The sequence below is a fragment of the Pseudoalteromonas sp. NZS100_1 genome (assembly GCF_015864285.1).
Classification (GTDB): Bacteria; Pseudomonadota; Gammaproteobacteria; order Enterobacterales; family Alteromonadaceae; genus Pseudoalteromonas; species Pseudoalteromonas arctica.
Genome location: NZ_JADYXN010000002.1, coordinates 46,248 through 59,841 on the forward strand (window position 1 = coordinate 46,248; position 13,594 = coordinate 59,841).

Genomic DNA, 13,594 nt, shown 5'->3' on the forward strand with positions numbered 1-13,594 from the left:
TGCTCTTCAAATAAAATGAGTGTCACTTTTTAGTTACATTATTTGAGACCACACTTATTATCAAACCATGATAACAACTCGGTATAAAATTCTTTTTTATGATCGTAGAAAAGCGTATCAGAAAAGTGATCAGCATCTTCAAGCTCAATATATTTAAAGTCTTTTTTGTACTTCTCAAGCTCAGATACGAAGTCTCTACTGTGTTTTACTGGAACACGACTGTCTATATCACCATGCACAACTAGTATAGGAATATTTACTTTATCTACTTGCTCTACAGGAGAGACACCTGTAATCGTAGGGCGTTGTAAAATACTTAAAAAGCGATTTTCGTTAAGAGTTGCATTAATACGGCTTAAATCACTTACCCCTGCACCGGCAACAACACATTTATATATGTTGTTTTCACGCATAGATGCAGCAAATGCAGCATAACCGCCATAACTCCAACCAAATAAAGCAAGCTTATCTTTTGTTGCTAAGCCTTTATCTATTAAATATTGTGCCGCGTCGTCTAAATCATCTTGTTTTTTCAAGCCCCAGTTATTATCACCGGCTATCCAATGCTCCAGACCGTACCCCGTAGATCCACGATAGTTTGGTTGAATAACTACGTAACCATGATAGGCAAGTAACTGCGCCCAGTCATCAAATACAACAGAGTCACGCACCCAAGGACCACCGTGAGGAAGTACTATCGCAGGGTAAGGACCTTTAGTCGCAGGGATGGTTACATACGCTTTTATTTTGCGTCCATCTCTTGCTTTATAAGAGATATATTTAACGGATCCTAATTTACTTTTATCAATAAACGGAAGTCGGTCACCAATTTTAGTCAGCTTCTGCTTATTAGTAACAATGTAATAGCTGCCTGGGTTATCGTCAGCAGATACTCTCACCACTAATACGTTATCGTTATCAGAGCTACTAATGATTTGTACAAACTTATCTTTAAATAAAGAAGCAACAGATTCGTTAAGTGCTTGAAGGTTTGGGTCTGTGAAATAAAACTTAGGCTGCTTGGTTGTATAGCGAAAGCCTTGTAAAGTGCCGTCGGTATCAAGTATAACACCGTCTGTATCTACAGATTTAAGACCAAATTGACGTTCAGAATACTGACCTGTTTTAATATTGTAAATATAAATGCCAGTCGTATTTTCGCCTAAGTTGGCGTTAACATAAACTTCGTTAGGATTACCTTTTGCAAATCCTAATATCTCAAAGTTTTCACGCTTTTTAGGACTAACTTGCTTAATTACTTTCCAATCATCATTGCCTTTATCTCGGGCATAATAATCGATTGCGTTATCAGATTTATTCCAACCTTGGGCTATTCTTATTTCACCATCGTAGTCAGAAACAAACGAGCCTGATACTTTTTCATTTCCGCGCATTACAGTAACGCTTCGTCCAGTGTTAATATTAAATCTCACTACATCTGGAATGTAGTTATTATTAATATCAACTTCTACAAGTACTTCATCTTTTTTGTCTGGAAGTATATTTATTATATTAAATTGAACATTTCGCTTTTTCTTAAATGGTAATAACCAGTCGCCTTTACCATCTGCATCAGTTATTGCAAACTTATTAACCCAGTATTTGCGACTTCCATCTTCTAGTATTTGTCTAAACATAACGCCTATTTTTTCATCGTTTAACCATACGATGGAAGATATCAGCATTTTATCAGCGCCCAACCTTACGGGGTCTGCTTCTAGGTTATTTGGATCTCTTATCTCAATTATATAGTCACCATTTTTGGTAGTAGCTCTTAAAATAGCAAGCTTCTTACCATCAGGTGATGCTACAACACTACGAATAGCAGATGACATTGAGAAAGCATCGATACTGCTCACTTGTGTCGCATCTTCAGTTTCGCTATTAGCGAAAGAAGATAGGCTTAGTAAGGTAAATCCTACTAACATTCTTTTTTTAAGTTTCATTTTTTATTCCCTCAAAAAAAATGGCCTAAAATTTTAGGCCATCTGGATTGAATATATACTCAGCCAATTCTAATTAAAAAGAAGCTGTAAAACTGATGTATGGGCTACGTCCTGAAGTATCATAACCAACACCTAGAGGGATGTTAGTATTTGAGAAAGAACCATTTGGGTCTACTTTTGGTGGAGCTTCATTAAATACGTTACGTACACCAAAGTTCACTTTATAAGCATCGTTAGACCAAGTCATACCGATGTTATGTACAAAGTAGTCATCAGTGAAACCAACAGGGCGACATTTAAGTGGAGCACCATTTGCGTCAGTTAAACCACGACAACCTGCAGTACCTTCTTCGAATTCACCTAAATCATCTTCATCTTCACGACCTTTACCGATGAAACGTGTTTCCCAGTTAAACCTAAAATCAGAATATTTAAGTTGTAAGCGTGCTGTACCGCGCCATTCTGGTGAATCTGGCTCACCCATATTGTCATCAATAGTACCAAGTACATCAAAAACTTGCTCTGTCATGCGCGTGGCTTGAAGGTCTAGTGTAATACCTAAGTTTTCTTCTGCAATTACCGTATCTGTTTCAAAGTAGATATTGTAATCAAAACCTTTAGAAGAGATTAAACCAATATTGATAAAGCTAGCATCAACTAAATCAATTTGACCATTTTCGTCACGGCCGATACGGCTACAAAAAGCATCATTACCATCAGCAGAATAACACTGACCAATACTGTAGAAAGCACTTGGCTCTGCAATACTATTTGTTACTTCAATATCAAAACGAGTTAATGACATTGTTAAATCAAATGCATCAGTGAACGGTTGTTCAAAGATAAAACCGTATGTTTTAGCCACTGATGTTTCAGCACTAAGCTCAGTTGTACCGCCAGTTTCAATCTCAGCGCTATAAGTTCCAGTATATGAATCAGTCCCACCTTGACCTAAACCAAGAGTAGTTGGATCAATACCTGATGCTTGACAAGCGTTTAATACCGCTGTATCGCGTGTTTCTTCAGCTGCATTATATGTAGCTGCTGAACCTGGGTTCAATGGGTCAATATTACGAGCATCTTCCGGAACAACACATGGATCGGCAACTGTATTAAAACCAGACGTACCGTTTAAGAAACGTTCACGTAAGTTTGGCGCTCTATAAGAAGTACCTTTTGTAGCACGAAGAGTAAACCAATCAACAGGACGGTAGATAGTTTTAAGACTATAAGTTGATTCAGCATCGTAGAAAGATTCCTCAGAAACACGGCCAGAAGCTGTAAATGTAAGTTCTTCAGCACCTTTAACTCCTTTAAGTAAAGGGAAGTCAACTTCTGTAAATATTTCTTTTAGATTACGAGAACCATCAGCGCCTTGGTCAGCAAAGTAGCCCCATAGTAAGCCTTGTGATGCTGCTGCATTAGGATTTGATTCAATCTCATCACGACGATATTCAATACCAACGATACCTGCAACTGTTTCGTTATTCCATGGTAGTGCGAAGAAGTCACCACCCATGAATGCATTAAAAACAAACTGGTTTACTTTAGTTTCGATGTCGCGGTCAATAAATAAATAGGCCGCTTCTTCAGGTGAAAGCGTACCGCCACCTTCTTGGTAAATACTGTCTGCAAATAAATTAACAGGAACACATCCATCAGAACCGGTACCACAGGTAACAGTACCATCATCATTAAGAACAGCGGTTTCTAATGAGTTAATTAAGCGTTCTTCATCAATACCAACACGGTGGTCAGTACCTTTAGATGCGCTGTACGATACAGACGCGTCGTAGTACCAATTGTCTAAACCAATGTTTTCGAACATACCTAGATTACCAGTAACACCGGTAACTAAACGATATTGTGATACTTCAACCTCAGTTTGATCACGGTCACCACGGATATTGATGATTGGCTGAACGGCCTCAGGTCCACCAGGGCCCACACCTAACACGCCAAAACAGTCAATACCGTTTGTACCACAAGGGTTATATGGGTTTGATGCCGCTACTTGTTGAAATATTTGTGCACCAGGGCTAAAAATTGGAGATTTACGACTAGCGTATAAACCTTCATAGTAGAAAGTTGTGTCGTTATCGTCTTGGAAGTTGTATTCACCATTAAGCATTAGTGAAATACGTTCATTTTTACTTCTGTAATCACCACTTTTGTAGTAATCAGATTGTTGGAAAGCGTATAGAGGGTCTTGGAAATCAACGTCACGGAAACCATCTCCGTTACCATCAACAAATACACCATCATTAATACCATCGCCATCGAAATCGCCAGCTACCCATGAAGGTAAAAATCCTTCAAGACTTGATGGTACAGTTGATTCGCTGAAGTTTGGAATACCAGTGTTTGTAAAATTAGGAGTGTAATAAACACTACCAAAGAAAGAAGGTACGCTAATACGATTTGTTAGAGGGAAAATATCACATGAATCTTCACCACTCGCCACAGGACCATAGCCACTGTTTCTCGTTACGATACTGCCATCTTCAGCTTCCCAAATACGCTCTTCACACCCTTTAACAAAAGGGTTACCAGATAAAGATTGAGATTTTTGTTCTGAATATTCAACGCCTATAGTGATAAAACCATTATCCATGGTTTTGCCCCACATACCCGAAAGTACAGTTTCTTCACCGCCTTCACCTTTAGGTTGACGATAAGATGCATCAAAAATAAAACCTTCAACATCTTTTTTTAATATTACGTTAGCTACACCCGCTACCGCATCAGAACCATAAACGGTTGATGCGCCATCAAATAAATTCTCTACACGCTCAATCATTACGCCAGGTATTAAGTTCAAATCAGGGGATGTTGGTGCACCACCAACGCCAGCAGGAGCCATTCTTCGGCCATTAATAAGTACAAGAGTTCGTTCAGCACCTAAACCACGAAATCCGATTGTTGCAGCGCCCGGACCGTTATCTAGTACAAAACCACCAAATGTATTATCTATTTGAGCACCAGCCGCTTGGCTGGTCGATTGAAGCATTGAGCCTGCATCAAATAAACCCATTTCACGAGATAAGTCGCCATTGATAATTTGAATTGGTGATGCATTTGAAAATTCAGCTTTTCTTATACGTGAGCCTGTTACAACTATTCGTTCAGGTGCTTCTTCTTCTAATTCTACGTCTGAATTCAAGTCATTTTCTTGAGCTAGCGCGTTAGGCGCTAAGGCTACAGAGCCTAGCAATAAAGAGTATCTTATTGCATTTGATAGAGCTTTAGTTTTAAACATATGTAAATCCCTGAGATATTGTTGTTATTTAGGCTATAAAGTTACAGATCAAGATCATAGCGGTACAATAAATTTACATTATAGAAACAAAATAGTAAATGCAGTTAACAAATTGCTGTTGCTAAGGAATGTGTAATTGATGTTTTTTTGATGAAAAAGTATAGTTTTTTGGGTGGTGTTTTTTTTAATATATTGTTTATTATATGATTTTATTGTTTGTAAATGAATGTGAACAGATGTAATCAGTATTTGCTTAATTAAGAAGGCTCAGCTTGACCTTCTAGAAGTGAGAATAGGATTTAATAGGGCACTTTGTACTTATTCACCACATATCAATTTTAATAAGTTCTCTACTACATTTGCCCAGCAACAGTGGTGTTTCGATCTATTGTAGTTAGTTGTGAGTTTACGTAATTTGCAATGACTGTAATAACAAAGCCGATGCAACAAATTTTGGTACGTTAATATTAGCTTCTTTAAGTGCACGTATAGCGCCAATAGCAATTAAGTCGCTTGCAGCAAATAAGGCGTTAAATTTAATATTATTAGCGATAAGTGAACGGCGTGATACCTCAATTATTCAGTGGGTATAGTATTAGCCATTTTTCGCTCTCTTATTTTAACGTTATTAGCAAGTAATGCGCTAAATGATGTAAAACAAGCTGATATTAAAAATAGTTATGTAAAAGAGTTAGGGTAATTTGCTAATAGCGGCATTTTTTTACCAAAATAAGCGTGGGATGTATAGGTGTAAATAAAGCAGGTTATAAGTTGGGTGAGGACACAAACTCAGCTACACCTAAAGTTTGGATACATGCAAAATATATTAAGCAGGTACGTTTACTCCGTGGTAAACGAGTTTGGGATCATTATTTGGTGGTTTTCGAGTCATTTAAGTAATGATTTAGAAATTATATGACATAAAAAAAGATTTTAATTAGGCGTTTTTTTTTCTAAATTAAATTCCGTTTTTTGCAACGGTATAGGGTTTGTGAAGTGTAGTGTGAATATTTATGCTAATTAAGTGGGATAGTATTTTGATAGGGGTTTTAAGTCAATTGTATAAGAGTTGTTCTTTAATGGTGTTTATGGCGCTGTTTTTATAAATAATGGAGCCTGCTTTTTATTCATTTTGTTGGTTTTGCAAACAACTAACAATGTAAATTATATGTTTGTTTTTTTGTTTTTATTTTGTTTTTTGGTTTTATCCTTGGTTTTTTGTTAATTTATTGTTTTTTATGGTAATTTTCCTGTTAATTGCTGTCGCATTTTGTTGGCAAGTTTGTTTTTATTGTGTTATTAATTTGTTTCTCCTTACACGTTAAGGGGGTTAAATACTTTAAATTAGTAGGCGTTATATAAAGTATTTAACGTAAGACATAAAAAATAATAATCTAATTATCTAGGGATAAATCAAAAATGAACCATAATTTTTCTAAGACATTTAAACGCTCATTCACTGCTGCAGCAGTTGCAATGACGTTAAGTGCGGCAATGCCAGCAATGGCAGATAACGTTAATGGCGCTATCAAAGGTAGCTTAACGGCTCAGTCAGGTGTTTCATTAGCGGGTGCATCAATAACAATAACAGATAAAAGCAAAGGTTATTCTAAAACACTAACTGCTGATGCAAATGGTGAGTTTGATCTTAAGCAAGTGCCAGTAGGTAAGTATGATATTACAGTATCCCAATCTGGTTTTGACCAAGCTCAAGTTAAAGATGTTGTTATAGGGGTAGGTAAAACAGCTCTCATTCAAATTCCACTAACTACAGGTAATATCGAAAGAATTGCTGTTGTAGGTGGCTCTATTCGTGCAATAGATGTTTCTGCATCAGAGTCTTCATTAAATATTAGCTCTGAAGAACTAGCGCTACTACCAATATCTCGCTCAGTAACTTCAGTAGCATTGCTTGCGCCTGGCGCAACTGAAGGGGATAGTCGTTTTGGCGACCAAGCTTCATTTGGTGGTGCTTCTGTAGCTGAAAATGCTTATTACGTGAATGGTCTAAATATGACTAATTTCCGAAATGGTCTTGGCGGTGCAACAATCCCATTTACCGCGTACGATAGCTTCCAAGTTAAAACGGGTGGTTATTCTGCAGAGTTCGGGCGTACTACCGGTGGATTAATCTCATCAGTTACTAAATCTGGTTCTAATGATTTTCACTTTGGTGTTGAAACGATTTATTCATCTGACTCGTTAAGTGAGCAAGCTCCTGATTCACTTTACAAGCAAAATGATCGCTGTGAAGACGCGGATGGCCATTGTATTGGCGATTTATATGTTAATAACCAAGACGACTACGACAATTCATTTGAAACAAGTATTTATGCTTCAGGTGCAATAGTTGAAGACACATTATTCTTCTATGGTATTTACACTGCAAGAGATAATGACTACGAATACGGTAATGCATCTCAAACAGATTTAACAGTTGAAAAAGATGATGACCCATATTACCTAGCTCGTTTTGACTGGAATATTAACGAAGATCATCAACTAATGCTTTGGGGCTTTAGTGATAAACGAACTTATTCTGAAAAAACAATTTCAGACCCTCAAGGAAATGGTAATTACACTGAAGATGGTGGTACAGCTTACCATAAGCGAGGCGGAGAAAGTTTTGCATTGCGTTATACTGGTAACCTTACAGATGATCTAAGTATGTCAGCAATGTTTGGTCAGGTTAAGTTTTCAGAAACTGATTACTCAGACTTTGATGATTGTCCTACAGGTTATGATGCCGATTTAGGTGAGGATACTACGTGTTATGTAAACTTTACCGTTGGTGAAAATGAAGATAAACGTGAGCAATTGCGCGTTGACTTTGATTATTACCTAAACGATGAGCATACGTTAAAATTTGGTTATGATTCTGAAACTAATACAGCTGATTCAACAACACAAAACTCTGGTGGCGTTTACTACTATTATCGTACATACGAAGAAGGCGCTAGACTGGCTAATGGTTATGTCTTACCTGAAGAAATGAAGACAACACGTGTACGCGATTATAAAAATGGCGGTTCGTTTGAAGTAGAAAACTGGGCTATTTATATTGAAGATCAATGGTCAGTTACTGAAGATTTAACATTAACATTAGGCCTTCGTAATGATAGTTTTACTAACTACAATGCAGATGGCGAAGAGTTTGTTTCTATTGATAACCAAATTGCCCCTCGTATAGGTGGTTCTTGGGATATTAATGGAGATGGCGATAGTAAGTTGTTCTTCACTGCTGGTCGTTATTACCTACCAGTTGCAGCTAATACAAATATTCGTTTAGCGGGTGCAGAGACTTATATTCAAACATGGTATGCATATGAAGGCTTAAACGCAGACGGTACTCCTGTTGGTTTAGGTACTCAGCTAGGTGATCCTGCTATTTCTAATGGTGGTGACGGTACTGCAAAACCATCAAATACCTTATCTGATAAAGATCTTGAACCAATGTATAACGATGAGTATATGATTGGTTATCAAGCAGCAATTAATGATGATTGGTCATGGGGTATCAAGGCAACTTACCGTGTTTTAGGTAATCAAATTGATGATGGTTCTTATATCTTTAATGATGAAAATGGTGAATATTTAGGTGAGAACTGGTTCTTATTTAATCCTGGCAATGGCGCTACTTTCAATTTCGATCTTGATGGTGACGGCACCACTGAAGAATATAGCTTTACTGCACAAGAGTTAGGTTACCCGGAAGCTAAGCGTAAATACGCATCAGTTGATTTAACATTAGAAAAAACATGGGATCAGGTTTGGTCTTTAAAAGCGCTATACACATGGTCTCACAACTATGGTAATACAGAAGGTTTTGTTAAATCTGATAATGGTCAAGATGATGCTGGTCTTACGCAAGATTGGGATTACCCTTATTTAATGGATGGTGCTAATGGTAATCTACCTGCAGATCGTCGTCATAACATTAAAATTTATGGTGCATTTGCTGTTACAGAAGACTTCTTAATTGGTGCTAATGTTAATATCGCATCTGGACGTCCTTGGACTGCTTTAGGTCAAGGTTATACTCCAGACCCTGATCAATACGTATACGGTGATACTTACTATGTAGGTGACAAACGTTTCCCTCGTGGCAGCATGGGTACTACACCATGGACAGCACGTTTAGATCTTAACTTTACTTATAACCTTCGCTTTAACGATCAGAAAGTTCGTTTAGCTATGGATGTATTTAACGTATTTGATGCTTCTACTGAAACTCGTTACGACGAAGCTGCAGAAATAGCTGCTGGCGATGGAAATGCTACATTTGGTTTAGCTCAGTCTTACCAGTCTCCTCGTAGAATTCAATTATCAGCGTCTTACGATTTTTAATAACTTGTTATACCAATTCGCTTAATTAAGTGATTTATTTTTAGGATGGAAAAACGTGTTGATAGCTAGGCAAAAAATTTGCTATTTAGTTGTTCTAAATAAGAATTTTTTAACACAGATAGCGACATGTTTAGCCCCCGAAAAATGATTAAGTATTATTGCGGATTGGTATTAGTCTGAGTTAAAAAAGAATTTAGCAAAAAGCCTCGTTAGAGGCTTTTTTTATATCTAAATTTTGAATTTTTGTGAGATATGAATACATCAGAAAGAAAAGTGAAATGAATAGATAAAAATATACTGAATAAAATTTAAGTAGTTGTAACTGCCAATTAGAATGGTTTGTTAATTTTGCTTTATTTTATCAGGCAGGCTCAGCTTGACCTTCTAGGAATTAGAATAGGAGCTAATAGGGTACTTTGCACTTCTTCACCACGTATCAGTTTTAATAAGTTCTCTACGAGCATTTGCCCAGCAACAGTGGTGTTTTGCTCTATCGTCGTCAGCGGTGGGTTTACATAACTAGCAATGGCTATGTTATCAAAGCCGACTACCGCAACATCTTTTGGCACGTTAATATTTGCTTCTTTAAGTGCACGTATAGCCCCAATAGCAATTAAGTCACTTGCAGCAAATAAGGCGTTAAATTTAATATTATTAGCGATAAGCGAACGAGTGGCGTGATATCCAGATTCTTCAGTAGATATAGCATTAGCCATTTTACGTTCGTTTATTTTTACGTTGTTAGCCAGTAGCTCATCTTTAAAGCCCTGAAAACGACTAAAGAATTCAGGGCTATGATCAGATGCATCACCAATAAAAGCGCAATCAGTTCTGCTGTGAGCAATAAAGTGCTCAGCGGCAAGCTTACCGCCACCGTAGTTATCACAACAAACAGTTAAATCGGGACGGTTATCAACGGTTGCACCCCAACAAACAAACTTAGTGTTTTGTTCAAGTAAGGTATTAAATTTTGGTTGGTAATCAATGTAATCGCCATAACCGAGTAAAATAATACCATCGGCTCTGTGGCTATCTTCATAGTCTGCTTGCCAATCAGCACTGGCCGATTGAAATGATACTAATAAATCGTAACCTTCTTTAGCGCAAGCACGGGTAATGCTGCCAAGCATGGCTAAAAAGAAAGGATTAATTTGTGACTCATCAGAAGTAGGGTCTTCGAAAAGAAGTAATGCAAGTGTGCTGCTTTGTTGTGTACGCAAGTTGCTGGCATTTTTATCAACTTTATAATTAAGCTTTTTAGCTATATCGAAAACACGTTTACGTGTTTCTTCATTAACAAGATGGCTGTTACGTAAAGCGCGAGATACAGTTGATTGAGATACCCCTGCATAGTGGGCAATATCAAATGAGGTGGCTTTACCTTTCATTGTTACAACTTAATTAATTTGATAAATAATTGTGCCATTTTCGGTTATTAATGAATAATTTCAAGCTTTTTGTGAATTAACGTATATTTTTATTGATAAACGGCTGACACCGGTGTCATAATGTCAATGTTTTATCATTTTGTTGTCAAAACGTATTCGCTGTTTATATATTTTATAGGCAGCATTTTTTTACTGTGATAGCTACTTTGAGGTGATAGCTCAAAGTATAAATAACAATGGTACACCATTGTAAAATAATAAGCATGAGTCGCTTAACAAAAGAGATAATACTATGAGCCCAAACGCTTCTGCACAATTTGATCCCATCTTAGTTGCTGATGTTGGCGGCACTAATGCCCGCTTTGCTTTAATCACTGCTTTTAATGAACACACCAACCAATTTGTAATAGAGCACATTAATATTTTCCCTAGTGCTAATTTTGGCTCACTTCAAAGTGCGCTTGAGCAATATTTACAAACAGTCCCGCATATTACACCTAAACGCGCATGTTTAGCCGTTGCAGGTCCAATAAAAGCTGGGCAAGTGCATTTAACTAATTTAGGTTGGCATTTTAGCGTCAGTGAATTTAAAACTCATTTTGATTTACAACAACTAGAAGTCATAAACGATTTTGCTGCCTTTGCATACGCCGCCCCTTATTTAGATCCTAAACAAAATGTCATTGTTAAATCGGGTCAAGCTGATGACAATGCAAACATTGGTGTTATAGGTCCAGGTACTGGCTTTGGTGCAGCGTGTTTAGTTAGAACGTCGCAATCTACCGCTGTTTTAAGTTCAGAAGGAGGGCATATATCGCTTGCACCTGTTAATGAGCTCGATACCTTATTATTAAATGAGTTACGTAAAGATCATCCGCATGTTTCTATCGAAACAGTATTTTCAGGCCCTGGTATTGCGCATTTGTACAAGGCCATGGCTGCAGTTAAGGGTGTAACAGCTAAAAATTTAGACGCGGCGCAAATAAGTAGTCTAGCAAATAGCGGTGAATGTACTGTTTGTGATGCAACGCTTAACCAATTTTGTGATTGGATCGGCAGTGTAGCCGGCGATTTAGCCGTTGTTTACGGCGCTTTAGGCGGATTATTTATCGGCGGTGGAATACTGCCTCGTATGCAAGCAAGACTTCTAGAGAGTCGTTTTGTTGAACGATTTTCGCAAAAAGGTATTATGTCGCAGTACGCAGGGCAAATCCCTGTAACACTTGTAACACAAGACAACATACCGCTTATTGGCGCTGCTGCGTGTTTACACAATAGCAAATAGGGCTTTGGCCTTATTGGTTGTATTTGGATAATGGATAGATGAAAAAAGTAACCATAAATATTGTAGCAAGCCATGCTGGGGTTTCTAAAAAAACCGTTTCGCGTGTTTTAAATAATGAGCCAAATGTAAGTGCCGCTACCCGAGAAAAGGTACTCGCGGTATTTAAAGAACTTGATTACACACCTAATCCTATTGCGCGTGGCCTTGCACAAAATCGTAGCTTTATTATTGGTTGTTTATACGATAATCCCAGTAAAAGTTATATCACTCGGGTGCAAACGGGCGCTTTAGAAGCATGCAAAGAAAATAACTATAACTTATTGATACACCCTTGTGAGTTTCGTGGTGAAGCCCTTATAAATAATATTGAGCAATTACTACAGACTTCTCGATTAGATGGCATTGTATTAACACCTCCTTTTGGTGATTTTGCCGAGCTGGTTTCATTTTTAAAATCTAAAAAAATTCCTTACGCAAGAGTTGCGTCAGCTTTACTTCAAGATGATTCTATTTCAGTTCGTAGTAATGATGAGCAAGGCGCATTTGAAATTACTGAGCATCTAATTAGCCTTGGGCATAAATCTATAGCGTTTATTAAAGGGCACCCGGATCACAGTGCGACGCAACAGCGTTTTAAAGGCTACAGGCGTTCACTTGCAAGCCATGGAATAGAATTTGATGAGCGCTTAGTAGAGGAGGGTAACTTTAGTTATCACTCAGGTGTCGACAGCGCGCGCAGTATTTTAGACTTATCACCTAGGCCAACAGCTGTATTTGCATCAAATGATTACATGGCGGCAGCGGTGTTAAAATTAGCTACCCAGCGCCAACTTAAAGTACCTGATGATATTTCTATTGCGGGCTTTGATAACGCACCTATTGCGCGTCATATTTGGCCTGGTTTAACGACTATTGCACAACCGGTTGAGGAAATGACTAAACAAGCCGTAACTCAACTTATTTCACACATAGCTCAACCGCAAGAACAGCCGTATCAGGTAACGCTTGAGTCGCGCTTAATTACACGTGAGTCTACCTCTGCGATAAAATAGTGAGTTAAAAACACTTTCACAGTAGCCCGAATATGAGTGACGCTTATTCGGGCTTTTTTTTGCTCTGAACTTGCTAAAATATACTTTGTGCCTAAAAATCAAATAGGTCATTATTCGGTCATGTTAAAATATTAAACTATTTTTGTTACCTAGGGTTGACACCGGTGTCATTGCTATGCGTTAATACAGTGACACCGGTGTCAGGGTTGTTGTGAGAGGCTCCCTGGTAGCGTACCTTTGAACGGGTAAATCAAAGATGCTCAGTACAGTTATTTACGTGGAGTCTGTAGTTGCTACTGAGCCTTTATCCTCTAACT

6 protein-coding genes and 1 pseudogene are annotated in these 13,594 nt (G+C 37.8%); 3 read left to right on the top strand and 4 right to left on the bottom strand.

Annotated elements, in window-relative coordinates:
* Positions 1 to 38: 38 nt before the first annotated feature.
* From I6F66_RS01615 to I6F66_RS22495, 3 genes and pseudogenes are all read right to left on the bottom strand, one after another.
* The gene (locus I6F66_RS01615) at positions 39 to 1,946 is read right to left on the bottom strand and encodes a S9 family peptidase (RefSeq protein ID WP_165741319.1); all 1,908 of its coding nucleotides are present in this window, start codon (positions 1,944 to 1,946) and stop codon (positions 39 to 41) included.
* A 73-nt stretch (positions 1,947 to 2,019) separates the two neighbouring features.
* Complete coding sequence (locus I6F66_RS01620; RefSeq protein ID WP_197139515.1) at positions 2,020 to 5,205, bottom strand: TonB-dependent receptor; 3,186 nt, start codon at positions 5,203 to 5,205, stop codon at positions 2,020 to 2,022.
* 318 nt (positions 5,206 to 5,523) lie between these two features.
* Positions 5,524 to 5,847, bottom strand: a pseudogene (locus I6F66_RS22495) (substrate-binding domain-containing protein); the annotation flags it as partial.
* A 777-nt stretch (positions 5,848 to 6,624) separates the two neighbouring features.
* Here I6F66_RS22495 and I6F66_RS01625 point away from each other — a divergent pair.
* Positions 6,625 to 9,552 carry a TonB-dependent receptor gene (locus tag I6F66_RS01625; protein WP_197175259.1) on the top strand — a complete coding sequence of 976 codons (2,928 nt, stop codon included), beginning with the start codon at positions 6,625 to 6,627 and terminating at the stop codon, positions 9,550 to 9,552.
* A 371-nt stretch (positions 9,553 to 9,923) separates the two neighbouring features.
* On the opposite strand, the gene I6F66_RS01630 is transcribed toward I6F66_RS01625, so the two are convergent.
* Positions 9,924 to 10,940 (bottom strand): LacI family DNA-binding transcriptional regulator, encoded by a 1,017-nt coding sequence (locus I6F66_RS01630; RefSeq protein WP_007582612.1) that lies wholly within the window; start codon positions 10,938 to 10,940, stop codon positions 9,924 to 9,926.
* A gap of 292 nt (positions 10,941 to 11,232) precedes the next feature.
* Between I6F66_RS01630 and glk the strand changes: the two genes are divergently transcribed.
* Together glk and I6F66_RS01640 are read left to right on the top strand one after the other, a co-directional pair.
* Positions 11,233 to 12,225: a glucokinase gene (gene glk, locus I6F66_RS01635; protein ID WP_165740594.1), complete on the top strand. Its 993-nt coding sequence runs from the start codon at positions 11,233 to 11,235 to the stop codon at positions 12,223 to 12,225.
* Between the two features lie 38 nt (positions 12,226 to 12,263).
* The gene (locus tag I6F66_RS01640) at positions 12,264 to 13,277 is read left to right on the top strand and encodes a LacI family DNA-binding transcriptional regulator (RefSeq protein WP_197208535.1); all 1,014 of its coding nucleotides are present in this window, start codon (positions 12,264 to 12,266) and stop codon (positions 13,275 to 13,277) included.
* Positions 13,278 to 13,594: the final 317 nt, after the last annotated feature.